General features: G+C 61.3%; 16 protein-coding genes. 6 read left to right on the forward strand and 10 right to left on the reverse strand.

Annotated elements, in window-relative coordinates:
- Positions 1 to 252: 252 nt before the first annotated feature.
- Positions 253 to 1,935: a fatty acid--CoA ligase gene (locus tag AC0T4W_RS16825; RefSeq protein ID WP_476320903.1), complete on the reverse strand. Its 1,683-nt coding sequence runs from the start codon at positions 1,933 to 1,935 to the stop codon at positions 253 to 255.
- Between the two features lie 182 nt (positions 1,936 to 2,117).
- On the opposite strand from AC0T4W_RS16825, the gene AC0T4W_RS16830 reads away from it, so the two are divergent.
- Positions 2,118 to 3,293: a thiolase family protein gene (locus AC0T4W_RS16830; RefSeq protein WP_476320905.1), complete on the forward strand. Its 1,176-nt coding sequence runs from the start codon at positions 2,118 to 2,120 to the stop codon at positions 3,291 to 3,293.
- 189 nt (positions 3,294 to 3,482) lie between these two features.
- Here the strand turns inward: AC0T4W_RS16830 and AC0T4W_RS16835 are convergent, their stop codons facing one another.
- The 6 genes from AC0T4W_RS16835 to AC0T4W_RS16860 form a co-directional block, all read right to left on the reverse strand.
- Positions 3,483 to 4,091, reverse strand: a complete 609-nt coding sequence (locus AC0T4W_RS16835) for a DUF2846 domain-containing protein (RefSeq protein ID WP_476320907.1) — start codon at positions 4,089 to 4,091, stop codon at positions 3,483 to 3,485.
- Positions 4,092 to 4,181: 90 nt separating this feature from the next.
- Positions 4,182 to 5,339 carry a phospholipase D-like domain-containing protein gene (locus AC0T4W_RS16840; protein ID WP_476320909.1) on the reverse strand — a complete coding sequence of 386 codons (1,158 nt, stop codon included), beginning with the start codon at positions 5,337 to 5,339 and terminating at the stop codon, positions 4,182 to 4,184.
- 86 nt (positions 5,340 to 5,425) lie between these two features.
- Positions 5,426 to 5,764, reverse strand: a complete 339-nt coding sequence (locus AC0T4W_RS16845) for an amidase (protein ID WP_476320911.1) — start codon at positions 5,762 to 5,764, stop codon at positions 5,426 to 5,428.
- Positions 5,761 to 6,885 carry a serine hydrolase domain-containing protein gene (locus AC0T4W_RS16850; RefSeq protein ID WP_476320913.1) on the reverse strand — a complete coding sequence of 375 codons (1,125 nt, stop codon included), beginning with the start codon at positions 6,883 to 6,885 and terminating at the stop codon, positions 5,761 to 5,763. The genes AC0T4W_RS16845 and AC0T4W_RS16850 overlap by 4 nt, the downstream gene beginning before the upstream one ends.
- A gap of 259 nt (positions 6,886 to 7,144) precedes the next feature.
- Positions 7,145 to 7,930, reverse strand: a complete 786-nt coding sequence (locus AC0T4W_RS16855; protein ID WP_476320915.1) for an oxygen-binding di-iron domain-containing protein — start codon at positions 7,928 to 7,930, stop codon at positions 7,145 to 7,147.
- A gap of 162 nt (positions 7,931 to 8,092) precedes the next feature.
- Complete coding sequence (locus AC0T4W_RS16860) at positions 8,093 to 8,980, reverse strand: acyl-CoA dehydrogenase middle domain-containing protein (RefSeq protein ID WP_476320917.1); 888 nt, start codon at positions 8,978 to 8,980, stop codon at positions 8,093 to 8,095.
- A gap of 291 nt (positions 8,981 to 9,271) precedes the next feature.
- On the opposite strand from AC0T4W_RS16860, the gene olsB reads away from it, so the two are divergent.
- Both olsB and AC0T4W_RS16870 read left to right on the forward strand, forming a co-directional pair.
- The gene (gene olsB / locus AC0T4W_RS16865) at positions 9,272 to 10,030 is read left to right on the forward strand and encodes an L-ornithine N(alpha)-acyltransferase (RefSeq protein ID WP_476320919.1); all 759 of its coding nucleotides are present in this window, start codon (positions 9,272 to 9,274) and stop codon (positions 10,028 to 10,030) included.
- Between the two features lie 207 nt (positions 10,031 to 10,237).
- Positions 10,238 to 11,032 (forward strand): lysophospholipid acyltransferase family protein, encoded by a 795-nt coding sequence (locus AC0T4W_RS16870; protein WP_476320921.1) that lies wholly within the window; start codon positions 10,238 to 10,240, stop codon positions 11,030 to 11,032.
- A gap of 171 nt (positions 11,033 to 11,203) precedes the next feature.
- On the opposite strand, the gene AC0T4W_RS16875 is transcribed toward AC0T4W_RS16870, so the two are convergent.
- Positions 11,204 to 12,418: an IS110 family RNA-guided transposase gene (locus tag AC0T4W_RS16875; protein ID WP_476316702.1), complete on the reverse strand. Its 1,215-nt coding sequence runs from the start codon at positions 12,416 to 12,418 to the stop codon at positions 11,204 to 11,206.
- 296 nt (positions 12,419 to 12,714) lie between these two features.
- The gene (locus tag AC0T4W_RS16880; RefSeq protein ID WP_476320923.1) at positions 12,715 to 13,299 is read right to left on the reverse strand and encodes an acyl carrier protein phosphodiesterase; all 585 of its coding nucleotides are present in this window, start codon (positions 13,297 to 13,299) and stop codon (positions 12,715 to 12,717) included.
- Between the two features lie 127 nt (positions 13,300 to 13,426).
- Here AC0T4W_RS16880 and AC0T4W_RS16885 point away from each other — a divergent pair, with 127 nt between their 5' ends.
- Together AC0T4W_RS16885 and AC0T4W_RS16890 are read left to right on the forward strand one after the other, a co-directional pair.
- Positions 13,427 to 13,729, forward strand: a complete 303-nt coding sequence (locus AC0T4W_RS16885) for an ArsR/SmtB family transcription factor (protein ID WP_476320925.1) — start codon at positions 13,427 to 13,429, stop codon at positions 13,727 to 13,729.
- A 38-nt stretch (positions 13,730 to 13,767) separates the two neighbouring features.
- Positions 13,768 to 14,817 (forward strand): alkene reductase, encoded by a 1,050-nt coding sequence (locus AC0T4W_RS16890; protein ID WP_476320927.1) that lies wholly within the window; start codon positions 13,768 to 13,770, stop codon positions 14,815 to 14,817.
- Between the two features lie 55 nt (positions 14,818 to 14,872).
- Here the strand turns inward: AC0T4W_RS16890 and AC0T4W_RS16895 are convergent, their stop codons facing one another.
- The gene (locus AC0T4W_RS16895; protein WP_476320929.1) at positions 14,873 to 15,724 is read right to left on the reverse strand and encodes an ATPase; all 852 of its coding nucleotides are present in this window, start codon (positions 15,722 to 15,724) and stop codon (positions 14,873 to 14,875) included.
- 323 nt (positions 15,725 to 16,047) lie between these two features.
- On the opposite strand from AC0T4W_RS16895, the gene AC0T4W_RS16900 reads away from it, so the two are divergent.
- A complete protein-coding gene (locus AC0T4W_RS16900; RefSeq protein ID WP_476320931.1) occupies positions 16,048 to 16,362 on the forward strand; it encodes a hypothetical protein in 315 nt (104 codons plus the stop codon).
- Positions 16,363 to 16,557 lie beyond the last annotated feature (195 nt).

Genomic DNA, 16,557 nt, shown 5'->3' on the forward strand with positions numbered 1-16,557 from the left:
GCAGGTTTCGGCGTGTTTGGCACGTCCGGTAAAGCCAAGAATGGCTTGGAATGAGCAATTAGCAAGCCAAACGCTTGTTTGACTGACCAGTCACCAAAAACGACCTTTTTTGACGCGATTTGAACAACACGCCACGCGATGCAAGCCACCTCAGCTAATTCCTGCCGGATCGCCTGAAAGCCTTTATCCAACTGGCTTTAGCAGTGTTGCGCCTTAGGTGCGGGGCTTGCACCCCGCACGTAAAACCAAGCCTTAAACAGTGGACAAGAACGGGCTGCCGGCGGCTTGCCACTGGACGATATCAAGGCGAATGCGTTTCTTATCCAGCTTGCCGACGCTGGTCTTGGGAACTTCGGTAACAAGCGCGATTTGCGACGGTATCGCCCATTTGTTGATGCTGCCCTGATCGACAAAAGGCTTGAGGTGCTCCTTCAATCCCTTGGCATCCAGGCTCTGGCCTTCGCGCAATACCAGCAGGGCAAACGGTCGCTCGCCCCACTGCGGATCGACCACCCCGACCACTGCCACTTCACGTACCGCAGGGTGACGGCTGATCAGGTCTTCCAGCTCTAGGGAGGAGATCCACTCGCCGCCGGTTTTGATCACGTCCTTGATGCGGTCGCGGATATCGATAAAGCCGAAGTCGTCGATGGTCGCCACGTCACCGGTGTGCAGCCAGCCGTGTTCCCACAGCTCAGCACCCTTCTCCGGCTCGCGGAAGTAGCCCTGGGTCAGCCACGGCGCACGCAGTACCAGCTCGCCCTGGCTTTCGCCATCGGCCGGTAATAGGGTGCCATCGGCGGACATAATTGCCGCCTCCACCAGCGGCACCGGCACGCCAGCCTTGATCCGGTAAGTGGTGCGTTCATCTTCGCTGCAGGCCATCAGCTCATCGTTAATGTGCGCGCAGGAAATCAGCGGGCAGGTTTCCGACATGCCATAAGCGGCGGTCAGTTGGATACCACGGGCCTTGGCAGTCTCATACAAGGAGCGATTGAGTGCGCTGCCACCGATGATCATCTTCAGGCCGCCAAAGTCGTGGCCCTGAGCGCTTGGGGCGGCCAATACCATCTGCAGAATGGTCGGCACGCAGTGGGAGAAGGTCACCTTCTCCTCTTTGATCAGGCGACAGAGCAGATCCGGCTCATAACGGCCGGGGTAGACCTGCTTGATCCCCAGCATAGTGGCCACATACGGGATGCCCCAGGCATGCACATGGAACATCGGGGTGATCGGCATATACACATCGTTGGTGCCCAGAAGGCGGATGCTGTCCAGACTGCCCAGCACGCTCGCTTCGGCCATGGTGTGCAGCACCAGCTGGCGATGGCTGAAGTACACACCCTTGGGGTTGCCGGTGGTGCCGGTGGTGTAGAAGGTGGTGGCGACCGAGTTCTCGTCGAAATCCGGGAAGTCATAGCGCGGGCTGGCGGCGGCCAGCAGGTTTTCGTATTCACCGACCAAACCGCCCAGGTCGGCGGTTTTCTCGGCTGCATCGGTCAGCAGAATGGTCTTCTCAACCATTGTAAGCTGGCTTTCGATGCCCTTGTACAGCGGCACGAACTCGCTGTTGACCAGCACGAACTTATCGTCGGCATGGTTCATGGTGTAAAGAATCTGATCAGCCGATAGGCGGATGTTGATGGTATGCAGCACCGCGCCGATCATCGGGATGGCAAACATACATTCCAGATAGCGGTGGCTGTCCCAGTCCATCACGGCCACAGTGTCACCAGCCTTGACCCCTGCTTCGGTCAGCACGTTGGCCAGGCGCGCCACGCGCTCATTAAGCGTGGCGTAGCTGTAACGTAGCTGGTCACGGTAAACGATTTCGCGGGTTTTCTCGTAGCGGATACCGGACAGTAGCAGGCGCTTGATCAACAGCGGCGCTTGGTGTGCATTGTCGGCGGGGGCAATCAGACGGGTCTGCAGCATGGCGGTACCTATTGTTGGTTTTTTCAGTGCGGCCAATCTAGAGCTCACGCCGCCGGCTCAAATCAGCCCAAAGAATGATTTTCTGCATGACTCTTTGGGCATTTTTAGTCACACAGTAGAATCAGCAGCTCGCCTTCGCTGTGTTTGGCCTGCGATCTACTACAAAAACGAGGAGTTTCCCGATGTCCGATATCGTCATCGTCAGCGGCGCACGTACGCCGATGGGTGGTTTTCAAGGCAGCCTGTCGAGCATTGCTGCTGTTGACCTGGGTGCAGCCGCTATTCGTGCGGCAGTCGAGCGCGCCGGGGTTGCACCTGCCGATGTGCAGGAAGTAATCATGGGCTGTGTGCTGCCAGCCGGCCTAAAGCAGGGCCCGGCGCGCCAGGCGTCGCTGAATGCCGGCCTGCCAGCTGCTACCGGTTGCACCACCATCAACAAGCTCTGTGGCTCGGGCATGAAAGCGGTGATGATGGCGTTTGATTCACTCAAGGCTGGTAGCAATAACGTGATGATCGCCGGCGGCATGGAAAGCATGTCCAACGCGCCCTACATCATGAGCAAAGCCCGCGCGGGCCTGCGCATGGGCCACGGCGAGATCAAGGATCACATGTTCCTCGATGGCCTGGAAGACGCCCGTACCGGCCGCCTAATGGGCGCCTTCGCCCAGGAAACCGCCGACCAGTACGGCATCACCCGTGAGCAGATGGACGACTACGCCATCGAATCACTGAAACGCGCCCAGACCGCCATCGCCAGCGGTGCGCTGGACGCGGAAATCGTCCCGATCACTGTCAGCGGTCGCAAGGGCGATGTGGTGGTCAAGGATGACGAGCAGCCGCTGAACGCCAACCTGGAAAAAATCCCAGGCCTGAAACCGGCCTTCCGCAAGGACGGCAGCATCACCGCAGCCAACGCCAGCTCGATCTCCGACGGCGCCTCGGCCCTCTTGCTGATGACGGCAGAAGAAGCCGCCAAGCGTGGCCTCAAGCCGCTGGCGAAGATCGTTGCCCACGCCACCCAGAGCCAGGACCCAAGCGAGTTCACCATCGCGCCGATTGGCTCGATCACTAACCTGCTGAAGAAAACCGGCTGGGACAAAGCCGACGTTGACCTGTACGAGATCAACGAAGCCTTCGCCATGGTCACCATGCTGGCCATCCGTGAACACGGCCTGGATCACGCCAAGGTCAACATCTACGGCGGCGCCTGCGCCCAGGGCCACCCGGTCGGCTCCACCGGCTCGCGGATTATCCTGACCCTGATCAACGCGCTGAAAAACACCGGCGGCAAGCGAGGCATCGCCTCACTGTGCATCGGTGGCGGTGAAGCTACAGCTGTAGCGGTCGAGCTGATTTAAGAACCTGCTTACGATCTGCTGCGCGTCGGCCCTGCGGCGTTAAAAACAGGCTCGGAATGCTCATGTACAACAGTACACTCCGCTTCCTCGCCTGTTTTTGCCTTGCAGGGCTCTAGCTCGCGAAATCGTAAACAGCTTCTACGAGGACGAGAATATTAACGGGCCAGCCTTGCGCTGGCCCGTCGCGTTTTAGATGCCGATCTTATCCAGCGACTTGCCGACCTTGCGCCAGAAGCTGCGCTGCATGCGCTCGGTTTCACCGCTGGCGGCAACCTGTTCGAAGGGTTGGATTTCATGGGTGGCGGCGATTTCCGCTGCGGCCACTTCTTGGGACACCAGTTGCAGCGGGCCATCGCCTTGGCTGGGCGCCTGCTCGTTGATTGGCGGCGGGTTGAGCTCGTCATAGCGCAGGTAGTAGATGCCGCCGGCTTCGGCATCCAAGGTGAAGCTGCTGATCAGGGTGAAATCCAACGGCCCGTCGGCAAAGAAGGTCCAGTGCGTGCCAAACAGCGGCCGGCGCATCTCCAGTTGGTAACTGGCGATATCGAACTCCAGCACCATATAGGTATTGCTCGGCAGGCTGCCGATGCGCGCGTTATTCAGAAACAGCGCGGGGGCTTCCAACTCCTGATCGGCCCAGTCGCTTTGCGGCCGGTACAGGTAGACCAGGGCATGGTTTTCATCGCTGAGCGCATGCTCGCGGAACGCTGCGCCCTCGGTGGCGCCAAAAAACGCCCCGGGGGTCGAGCAACCACTCAAGACAACCAACAACACCGCAAGCCAGGGCAGACCACGCATCGACAGCATCCTTATTCGAGTTATAGGCCGAGCATAGCGGTGCCCTGCTGAACCGACACCCGACAAAAGTGCGGGCCGAACGTGTGAGGATCAACGGCGGCGATCGAGCAGGTTGACCAGCAATTGGTCCAGCGCCCCCCAAATGGACTGCTGCAGCCGCCGCCACCAGGGCCGTGCACGCCAGTCGCCCAGGGTAATTTCCTGACTGTCGGCAAAGTCCGCCTGAAAGCTCGCCGCCACGCTGGCGGTAAATGTTGGATCAAGCGCCTCCAGGTTGGCGTCCAGATTGAAGCGCAGGTTCCAATGGTCAAAGTTGCATGAGCCAACGCTGACCCAGTCATCCACCAGCACCATTTTCAAATGCAGAAAGCGCGGCTGGTACTCGAATATTCGCACTCCGGCCTTGAGCAGGCTCGCGTAGTAACGCTGGCCGGCAAAGCGCACCGGCGGATGATCAGTGTGTTGCCCGGCCAGCAGCAGGCGTACCTCGATACCACGCCTAGCCGCCTGACGCAGCGTGCGGCGCACGCGCCAGGTCGGCAGAAAATACGGAGTGGCCAGCCAGATATGTTGCTTGGCGCCGCGCAGGGCACGTACCAGCGATAGCAGAATGTCACGGTGCTGCGAAGCGTCGGCAAAGGCCACACGACCCAGCCCCTGGCCTAGGGCAGGTAATGCCGGCAGTTTTTTCAGGCGTAGCGGTATACGCGGCCTCCAGGCGATCCAGGCCTGAGACGCCTGCCACTGGCGCTCGAATAACTGCTGCCAGTCAGCCACCAGCGGCCCACTGATTTCCACCATCACCTCATGCCAACGGCTGCTGGCCTGCTCCGGCTGCCAGAATTCGTCGGTCGCACCCGTGCCGCCGACAAAAGCAAATTGCCCATCGACCAATAGCAGCTTGCGGTGATCGCGGTGAAAGTTGCGTACGCCGTGCTTCCAGCGCAGCGGGTTGTACCACTCGACCTGCACGCCGGCCGCCAGCAGCAGGTGCCGGTCCGCCGCATGCAGGCCTTGCGCGCCATAGGCATCCAGCAGACAGCGCACCGCCACACCACGCTGGGCCGCCGCGCACAACGATGCCAGCAAGGCGCTGCCGCAGGCTCCGCTTTCCACCAGATAGAGTTCCAGTTCGACCTGCCGCTGCGCGGTGTCGATGCGCGCCAGCATCTGCACAAAGAACTGCGGCCCGTCGATCAACAGCGTCAGCGTGTTACCGCGCCGCCAGGGAAAGACGTTATGCGGCATAACCGTTCACTTTGGGCATTGCGGCTCACGCATAGGGAATAGGAGCGCCACCATAGCCGCCCGGCAGGGCCTTGCAAACCCTGCCCTCAGGTCTCGGGCAACACAGCCGCTGCTGGCTGCAATTGACAACCCTGCCGCGCCCCTAGCCACTGCGCACTTTGGGTGCTGCCCAGGCCGCGCGCGGTCACGCGTTTATTGGCTTGGTCATCAAAGAAACCAGAGAGCGAAACATACTGCGCCACATAAGCCTCGCAGTAGTCAGCCGGGTTGTTCGCCACATAGCGGCACGAGCAATATTCCTTGGCAGAGTAAGCCCCGATGATGCCTGGGAAGGCCTGCAGATGCGTGCGGTTCTGCCAGGCAAGCACGGCGAGCAACAGCAGAATAAGCAACAACAGGCTACTGAACGGACGACGACGAATCATGGTTGCACCTCCTGGGCCAATGCGGCGAGAACCAGCTTGAGGAAGTGGTTGCGATCAAAGCTGCCATCGCGGTCATCGGCATAGCGCACGATCAACAGATTCTCGCTGGCGATCACATACAGCCCCTGCCCCCAATGCCCGGACGCTACCAGGGTGTCCTCTGGCGCATCCGGCCAGGGCCTACTTGCCCCTGCCACCGCTGCGTTAAGCCACCAGTGCCCGCCGGGCACCGCTTCACCGGACTGTTCGGCCTGCGGCTGGTAGTTGGCAAAGGGCGTGCGGTTGAATTCAACCCAGGCCTTGGGCAGCAGCTGCTGCTCACCCCAACGGCCATCGCGCTGCATCAAAAGGCCAACACGGGCCAGGTCACGGGCGCTCATATACACGTAGGAGGAACCGACAAAGGTGCCGGCGGCATCGCGCTCCCAGACGGCGGTCTTGATGCCCAGCGGATCAAACAGCGCGGTCCAGGGATAATCAGCGTAGGCATCGGCACCGACCATGGCCTTCATGGCGGCGGATAGCACGTTGCTGTCGCCACTGGAGTAACGAAAGCGCTCACCCGGTTCGGCATCGGCGCTGTGCGCGGCGGTGAACGCCGCCATATCACTGCGACCACGGGTATAGAGCATCGCCACCACCGAGGATTTCAGCGGCGCGTATTCATAGTCTTCCTGCCAGTCCAGGCCCGACGCCCAGTTGAGCAGATGGCCGACCTTGACCTGCGGGTGTGCGGCAAATGGTGGGTAGTAATCGGCCACCGGCGCATCCAAACGGAAACGTCCCTGGCCGTAGGCTACGCCCAGCGTGGTGGCGAGCAGGCTCTTGGCCATCGACCAGGTCAGGTGCGGCGTAGCGGCAGTGGTCGGCGCGGCGTAGCGCTCGTAGACCACCTGGCCATCGCGGGCCACCAGCAGAGCGTCGGTGCGCACGCCCTTGCGGGTGGCGTCATCGCGGGGCGCAAAGGCGTAGCTTTCCAGCTCGCTGAGCGCGGCGCTGGGCGCGGCCAACTGGCTGTCCCAGTCGTCACCTGGCCAGTTCTCGGCCTGCACCGCCGCGCAACCCAAGCCAAAGACGCACGCCAGGATCAGCCGCCGTGCGGGAAAGAGAGAGAAGGACATTGCGCTGCCTCTACGGGGATCGAAGGCGGCACCCTAGCATGCGTTTGACGCCGACAAAAAGCGCCGAACGCGCCGGTTTAGCCGGTGATTCGGCGGGAAAAGTCAGTGCGCTGATTTTATTGGTGCAGACATTCATCGGTAGGTTGGGTTGAGGAGCGCAGCGACGAAGCCCAACGAGCTACAGCAACACCTGTTGGGCTTCGCTGCGCTCAACGCCAACCTACCTATCGCATGCAACAGTTACCAAGCACATAGCCTTCTATTTGGGCAGCCGGTAATCCTCAGGCCCCATCAGATCCATGCCGCACTCCAGGTTTTCAATCCAGTAGAGGAAGGCATTGATCATTTCCGCGCCGACAAAGGGCCGGCCGTGCTGCGGCACGATCATCGCCACATCCATTTCACGGACCATCGCGGCCCACAGCCGGCAGACCTTGTTACTGGCCATATAGCGGCGGTGAAAGCCGAGCATATTCGGCACATGGTTGGCGAAGTCGCTCACTGGGTGCGCATCGTCGACCATCGAGGCGCCCATATCGCCGGAAAACAGGATCTTGCTCACCGGGTCATACAGCTGGAAGTTGCCCACCGAGTGGAGAAAATGCGCCGGCACCGCCTTGAGCATGCATTTACCGAGGGCAAACGATTGGCCGCGATCCGGCAGCGCGATGATCCGGTCAAAGGTGTTGATGCCACGGCTCAGGGCCAGGTAGTTGGCCGTCAGGTGCGGCAGAAAGCGCGCCCACAGTTTGGAGCAGATAACCCGCGCACGGGTGTGCAGCAGCCATTTGTCCAGCGAGGCGATGATGTCCGGGTCCTGGTGCGAGGCGAAGATATAGGTCAGGTCCTGCACCGGAATATGCTTGGACAGTTCCAGCGACAGCGGCGTGTAGGTCAGGTCGCCGCCCGGATCGAGCAGCAGGTATTGCTCGTTGTCGGTGATCAGAAACTGGTTGGACTGCACGCCCTCCCCGCTGACCAGGTCATCGAACATCATGCATTGATGCTCGCCGTTATCGAACAGCACTATGGGCTCGCGTCGCATGGCAGGCTCTCTCCCGAAAGCCCGCGAGGTTAATAGCGCGGCGCGCTGGCCTTACTGATCTGGATCAAACTGATCGGCATGCGCTGGCTAAATCCGTAGCCCGGATGCAATCCGGGGCAATCCTTCGCAGATACAACCGCTCTCGGATTACATCCGGGCTACTTAGAGAACTATGCCGAGCATTGCCTGCGCCTTCTGCAAACGCTTGCTGCGTGCGCTGCCGGCAATCGCCAGCAGGCCCTTGTCACGTTGCCAGAGCTGCGCCCAGTGCGCATCACCGGCGGTAAAGGCGTTGTCCAGCTCAATGCGCAGGCTGTCGAACTGAGCGAATAATCCAGCCAGCATCAGGTGACTACCCGCTGCACTCGGGCATTGCCGCGCCACTTCCGCACAGCCGGCCAGCAGGCCAAGCAGGCGCAACTGCAGGGTCTGCGGCCAAGCTGACTCCTGCCCAACACCGAACAGCCAGGCGCTGAGCGCCGCTAGCACGTGGGTGTCTTCCAGGGTGCGAAAGGGTTTTACGTAGTCATCCCAACCATCGCCGGCCAGCCGTTCGCACTGCGCGCCGTGCAGATGCAGGCGGCCATGGCTGACATCCGGCATCAGCGGCAACGCCGGCAATGTCTCGATACGCACGCCTGGCGCGCCATTGCGCACCACGCCCAGAGCTAGCTGCACTGGCGCACCGTCGGCCTCATCGCGAGCAGCCACCAGCAGCCAGTCGGCAGCTTCGGCGGCGGTGACGAAATCCTTGCGGCCGTCCAGGGTTAGCGCGTTGACTCGGGTGCTCATGTCCGCCGGCCGGGTGCTGCGATTTTCGGTTACGCACAACGCGCCCAGAGTCCAGGGCGCGGCTGGCCAGAGCGCACGCAATGCGCCCTGGTAACCGGCGATAAACGCCAGCCCCGGGGTCGCTGCCAGTCGGCCACCGAGCAGGGCCAGCTGCAACGGGGTTGGGTTGCCGATGCGTTCCAGCAGGCTGGCGTACCACGCCTCCAGACCCGCGACCGGCAGACGCACGTGCGGGCTCAACAGCTGTTGCCAGGGCATGCATTGCTCCTTGTCAGGATGATTGAAATCACTGTCACACAAGCATCACCAAAGATTCACGGAGGTGACACCGCCGCTACCTAGCCTGAGCTTGCCCAACAAGATCGACCGGCTGCAAGGCAAAAAGCCGGCTAACTAGGCCAAGTGAAAACGTCGCGAGCGAAGGTTAGGCAAGGCGAAAGCAAGCGAGGAAGCGGAGTGTACGAGTTGTACATGAGCATTCCGAGGTTGCTTTCAACGCGGCATAACCGAGTGCAGTAGTTTTCACACAGCCGAAAAGGAGATGACGGCATGACCCAAATGGCAATCACCCGCGACCGCACCACCCCAGCTCGTCGCCTGCAGGCCGAGCGCTTACACGGCGCTGCCGCCCTGCGCGAAGCGCAGGCGCTGCGCTTTCGCGTATTCAGCGCTGAATTCGATGCCAAGCTCAAGGGTGCCGAACTGGGCCTGGACATGGACGACTACGACATTCACTGCCAGCACATCGGCGTGCGTGACCTCAACAGCGGTGAGTTGGTGGCCACCACCCGCCTGCTTGATCACCGCGCGGCCGCCAGCCTGGGGTGTTTCTACAGCGAAGAAGAATTTAGCCTTCACGGCCTGCCGCACCTCGAAGGCCCGGTGCTGGAAATCGGCCGCACCTGTGTCGACGCCGCCTACCGCAATGGCGCAACCATCGCGGTGCTCTGGGGCGAGTTGGCCGAAGTGCTTAACGAAGGCGGTTACCGTTACCTGATGGGCTGCGCCAGCATCTCCATGCAGGACGGCGGCATCCAGGCCCAGGCGATCATGCAGCGTCTACGCGAGCGCTACCTGTGCAACGAGCACCTGCGCGCCGAACCGAAAACCCCGCTGCCGGCGCTGGATGTGCCAAGCAACGTAATCGCCGAAATGCCGCCGCTGCTCAAGGCCTATATGCGCCTGGGTGCGAAGATCTGCGGCGAGCCGTGCTGGGACCAGGACTTCCAGGTCGCCGATGTGTTTATCCTGCTCAAGCGCGACGAGCTGTGCCCGCGCTATGCACGGCACTTCAAGGCTGCCGTCTGAGCGCCCTTGCCCAAACCGCCGCCAGCCTGTAGACAGTGGCGGCGCTTTTGTTTCGCTCGATCAGCACTGCCAGGCCTCGGATTGCAGGGCAGTTCTACCTGTAGGAGCGGGCCATGGCCGCGATAACGGCTTCGCGGGCATGGCCCGCTCCTACACGATCGGACTTTATTCGACATATAACCTATTGTTTGCCCGGCGGAGCGACCCGTGAAAAAACTGCGTTTATACCTGCGTCTGGTGCGTCTGCTGGCGGTGATCAGCCTCGGCACCCTGCTGGCGGCGGGTATTACTCCGCTGGAACGGCTCGTCCGGCATGACCTGATGCCAACCCGCCAGCGCCTGACCCGCTGGTTTCTCGCGCGCCTGGCTGCGGCCTTGCCGTTCCGCTTGCAGGTACAGGGCGAGCTGCCGCCTCAGCCGATGCTGTGGGTCAGCAATCATGTGTCCTGGACCGATATTCCGCTGCTCGGCATGCTCACGCCGCTGTCCTTCCTGTCCAAGGCCGAGGTGCGTACCTGGCCAGTGGCCGGCTGGCTGGCACACAAGGCCGGCACCCTATTTATCCGCCGTGGCGCGGGCGACAGCAGCCTGCTTAATCAGCAACTCGGCCGGCACTTACAGCACGGGCGCAACCTGCTGATCTTCCCCGAAGGCACCACCACCGACGGCCTCGGCCTGCGTACCTTTCACGGCCGCCTGCTCAGCAGCGCCATCGACAGCGGTGTATCTGTACAACCGGTGGCCATCCGTTACCTACGCAATGGTCAGCCGTGCAGCGTGGCGCCGTTTATCGGGGATGACGACATGCTCTCGCACCTGCTGCGCCTGCTTGGCAGCGAGATGTGTGACGTGCAGATCCAACTGCTTACGCCGATTGCCAGCAGCGAGCTAAATCGCAACGCCCTGGCCCGCGCGGCGCAACAGGCGATCAGTCAGGCGCTATTTGGCACAACAGACGCAGCTGAAACAGAAAAGACTGAGACAGAAAGCCAGGCCGCCTAGCAGGCCGTTGAAAAACGTAGGCGAGGCAGGCAAGACAAGGCAAAAACAGGCGAGGAAGCGGAGTGTACTTTTGTACATGAGCATTCCGAGCCTGTTTTTAGCGTGAAAGAATCCATCTGACAGACGAGCGCGAACCTGCCGGACACCAGCAAAAAAACACTCGGGGGTGGTTTAGCTCGGCAGGTAGCCGAACTTCTCCAGTGCCCTGAGCCAGCGAGCTGAATTGCGTTTGACCGACAAGGCTTCATAGTCCAGGGCGCTGTCCCGGTAGTGTTCGCGCCGCTTGAGCATGTAGTAGACGGTACGTAGCAGTTTGTGAGCCAAGGCGATGATCGCGCGCTTGTAGCCACGTCGAATCACCAGTGCCTGGAACTTGGTTTTGAATACCGATGCAGTGCGGCTGGCCGAGTGCGAGAATTCGCATAACAACCGCCGCACATGAGCATTGCCCTTACGTATCTTTCCAGGTTTGTGTTTACCTGCAGACTCGTTGTTGCCTGGACAGATGCCCACCCAGGAGGCTAATCGATCAGCGCTACCAAAGGCGTCCATGTCACTGCCGATCTCAACGATGAGTAGCGCCGCGCCGATCAAGTCAACGCCGGGCAGGGTCTGCAAAAGAGACAGGGCATTGCGCTCGCTATCGAGTTCGCTGAGCAGGCGGGCTTCGAAACGGGAAATCCGCGCTTCAAGCTCTTCAATGTGCTGCATCAACTCGTCGAGCACAAAACAGTGGCTGGCCGTCGGTTCTCCTTGCAGCGCCTCGAACAGCTCTTCACGGCTGGCCTTCAGGCGGCGCGTGGCGAACTTGAGCACTTCGTGTACGGGCTGACCCGCAATGATCGCCTTGACCATGGCCCGCGCAGAACGCCCATGCAGGTCGCTCACCACGACGCCGAGACGCACCCCGCTGTCGCTCAACACCTTGTGCAAGCGGTTCTTCTCCGAGGCCAACTGGCTGACCAGCTTCTGCCGCTGCCTGGCAATCAGGCGCAACTCGCGCAGCTTGGCCGGCGGCACAAACGAGCCACGCAAGAGCCCAGCGCGCGCCAGGATCGCCAGCCAGTGAGCATCGGCTATGTCCGTTTTGCGCCCAGGTACATTTTTGACATGCCGAGCATTGACCACCTTGGCCCTGATACCCACCGCTTCCAGGGCCGCATAGGGGCTCTTCCAGTAAACGCCGGTGCTCTCCATCACCACATCGTCCGGCTGCAGAGCCGCTACCCACTCGGCCAGCGCCCGACGATCACGCTTGAACGCGCCAAACTGACGGTGCTCGACTGTGATGCGACCATCCGTCTCTTCAATCACCGCGCAGGCAGTGATCTGGGCCTGATGCACATCCAGTCCAACCACACGTTTATAAAGGGCAATCAATTCCATACCCCACCCCTCTGCTGTCTACACTCAAGATCGGGAAGGTGGCGGTGATCGAACTGAATGAGCCTGAAGGGAACAAGTCCCCAACGGCCTATTTAGCGTTCGCTCTCGAAAGAGGCAATCCGGGGTACGAGTCAGTTCGCTGGATCATGTTAACGACGGGGTGTCTCCGCCAAAAAAACTAGCGACCTCTCACCGCCACCTTCCCTATCTATAGCTCTCTTTCATCATCAGGGGTGGCGGGGCTGCCATGACTGTTAACGCAGTATTGCCAACGCAGGTAGTTTTTCAACGGCCTGCTAACCGGCGAGCCCACGTTCGCGGGCGACATAAGCCTGTAACTCGGGATAGAACTGGCGAAAATCCTCCAGCAGCGGCTGATACAGGCGCTCCAGCTCGGCCGCACCACCCGCTAGCAAGCCCGGGCGTGACAGACGCCGGTCGATCCCGGCGACCACCTGTTCCAGCACGGCAAACTCGCGGTAACTGCCCAACCAATCCTGCGCCGCCATGCGCGGCGCGATCAGTGCCAGGCGCTCGGGCAACTGCGGCTCGGCGGCCAGCAGCTGATACACGCGCCGGGTAAAGCGCGGCAGCGGCTCGACGGCATAGTCGGCCCAGTGCAGCGCCAGGCAGTGGTCGAAAAACACATCCAGCAGAATGCCGCTGTAACGCCGCCGCGCGTCGGGGAAACGCGCCCGCGCCTGCACTTGCAGCGGGTGGCTGTCGGTGAATACATCGATACGCCGATGCAGGCGGATCGCCGCCTCGATATCCGCCGGCCACTGCCCGGCAAGCGGCCCTTTGACGAAATCGCCATACAGGCTGCCCAGCAACTGTGCTGGCGCGTCGCCGCCGAGGTGTAAATGCGCGAGGTAGTTCATGGCCACAGCTTACACATCAGCAGGCGTGATGGTGACTATCGCCACGAACGATCTGTATATCGCCAGCAGCCGATATAAGGTTCCCCCCATCGCGATATGGCGTGACAACGCACTGGGGACAACCCGTATGCAACTCGACATCGATGAAGTGATCAAGGCTCTGGCCCACCCGGTGCGACGCGACATCCTGCACTGGCTGAAGGAGCCGCAGGCCTATTTCGCCGACCAGGACCACCCGCTGGAAATCGGCGTGTGCGCCGGCAAGATCGACCAGCGCACCGGCCTGTCACAATCGACCGTCTCCGCACACTTGGCAACCCTGCAGCGCGCCGGCCTGGTGAGCAGCAAGAAGGTTGGCCAGTGGAACTTCTTCAAGCGCAATGAAGAGACCATCCAGGCGTTCCTCCACCACATCAGCCAAGCGCTTTAAACCTTTCCGTTTTTGCCTCACTCGAAGGAAACTTAACCATGACTACGCTTTTCGACCCGATCCAGATCGGCGACCTGCAACTCAACAACCGCATCATCATGGCTCCGCTGACCCGCTGCCGCGCCGATGAAGGCCGTGTGCCCAACGCGCTGATGGCCGAGTACTACGTACAACGCGCCAGCGCCGGGCTGATCATCAGCGAAGCCACCGCAGTGACCCCGATGGGCGTCGGCTACCCGGACACCCCCGGTATCTGGTCAGACGATCAGGTACGCGGCTGGAGCAACATCACCAAAGCCGTGCACGCGGCTGGCAGCAAGATCGTTCTGCAACTGTGGCACGTCGGGCGTATCTCCGACCCGACCTACCTGAACGGCCAACTGCCAGTAGCACCAAGCGCCATCGCCGCCAAAGGCCATGTCAGCCTGGTGCGCCCGCTCAAGGACTATGTCACCCCGCGTGCGCTGGAAACCGAGGAAATCGCCGACATCGTCGAGGCCTATCGCCAAGGCGCGGAAAACGCCAAAGCCGCCGGTTTTGACGGCGTGGAAATCCACGGCGCCAACGGTTACCTGCTCGACCAGTTCCTGCAGAGCAGCACCAACCAGCGCACCGACCGCTACGGCGGCAACCTGGAAAACCGCGCGCGCCTGCTGCTGGACGTCACCGATGCAGCCATTGAAGTCTGGGGCGCTGGCCGCGTTGGCGTGCACCTGGCACCGCGCGCCGACGCCCACGACATGGGCGACGCCAACCGCGCCGAGACCTTCACCTACGTCGCTCGCGAGCTGGGCAAACGTGGCATCGCCTTTATCTGCGCCCGCGAAAAAGAAGCCGACGACAGCCTGTCACCAAGCCTGAAGCAAGCTTTTGGCGGCGTGTTTATCGCCAACGAGCGTTTCACCAAGGACCAGGCCAATGCCTGGCTGGCAGAAGGCAAGGCCGATGCAGTGGCCTTCGGCATTCCGTTTATCGCCAACCCGGACCTGCCCGCGCGCCTGGCACAGGATGCCGAGCTCAACACTCCGCACCCAGAAACCTTCTACGGCACAGGCCCGGTCGGCTACCTCGACTATCCAACGCTGTAATTGCCCTGAATAAAAAACCCGCCGATTCAGGCGGGCTTTTTGCGTTTAGGGCGTATCAGCGTGCGTCGATCTGCTGTTGCAGGTTTTGTACCTGCGCCTGCAGGGTGCTGATATTGCGGGTCATCTGCGCGCGGAAGGCGTCAAACTCAGCCGTGCTGCTGCCGGCGGAGCGGGTTTCCAGATCGCTCTTAAGCACCAGCAGGTCCTGCTCGACGCGGGCGATGGCTTGGTTGGGGTTGCCCTGTTTTTTCAGCGCAGCAATCTCGCCGCTCAAGCCGGCCAGCTTCTCATCGAGCTTACTCTGCCCGGCCAGTGCGCTTTTAAGAGTGGCTTGCTCGCTTTTCAGCGCAGCCTGTTCGGTGCCAATTTTCTTCAGCGTGGCGTCGAGCTTTTCACCGCTGCCTTCCTGGCTCTTCAGTTGCACGGCCAGTTGCTCAAGGCGTTTGCCCTGCTCGCTCTGCTGGCTGCTGGCGCCCTGCTGTTGCTTGCTCAGCTCCGCCAGTTTGTTTTCCAGCTGCTTGACCTGCAGCTTCAGCGCTTCGCTGCCGCTGGTGACCGAAGACTCGGTGGCCACCACCTTGCCGGAAATATCCTGAATCCGCCCGGCCGCTTCCTCGCTGATGCGCGCGAAGCTCTCTTGGGTCGCAACCAGTTGCTGCTCCATCAGGCTGATCTGCTGAAAGCTCCACCAGCCGAGCCCGCCCAGGGCAATCATCAACGCGCCAACCAGCGCCCAAAGCGGGCCGGTGCTGGCCGACTTTACGGGTGCAGCGACCGCCGCGCGGCCATAGCTGTTGCCGCGTGCCGGCTGCGGATGATCGGTCGCGTAGTCATCATGGTCGTGATCGCGCTGATCAGCCCGTAGGCTGGGCACGTGATCGAGTTCGTCGTGGGCATCGTTACGCATGAGTCAACCTTCAAGAAAGCGCGGGGAGAGCAAATCGCCGCGCAGTATAACGGTTCGCGCGCAGCGCTTCAGTGCCGCGCAATACCAGTGCGAGACGCACCGACGAAGGGCATGGCAAAGGCCATCAACTCGCTGCAGCCCGCGCAGCTCCACAAAATGTGAACTGGTATGCGCTTTGCAATTGTCTATTTGCGACGTTTCGCAGGACCAGGGGGCACAGGTGCTGCAGGTGCGGTCCGCACGAGGATAACGCGGCGAGACCAGGTCGGCGGCATTCCGGATGAATGCTACCCAGTCCACTAGTAATAACGAGGGAAAGGTCCATGGAGCTGAACAGAGAAGTACTGGATTGCATGATGAGCCTGCGCCGCAGGCTGCGCGAAGAGCTGACAGTGGACATCCGCATGAGCCAGCCGGATGCAATCAACAGCATGCTCAGCGCCTGCCTCACCTCAAGCAACGAGAAAACCCGCCGACTGGGGCAACTGCTGGCCCAGTACAGCGAACGCCCCTTCGGCGAGCCCATCGCCACGCCGCGCATGCAGGCCGGTCATCCGCTGCTGGTCGAAGACCTCGCGCAGCGCCCGGCTACGAGTGGCTCGGTACGGATGTATCGCGGGCAGCGCGTCTACGCCTGAGAATCCGTTTGCCAGCAATAAACTCGGCGGATGCGCCTGCCACCAAACGCAGAACTCACCCGGCGCGCGCCATAAGCTGGCCGTGGGTTCGGACTCCAGAAACTGCTGCGCGCGGCTGATACCCAGGGGAAATCTGGCTATGTACTCGTTAACCGTTGCACGAGTGTCAGGTTTACGCCGATTAGCCCCCTCGCC

Source organism: Pseudomonas sp. C7.1, assembly GCF_056312395.1.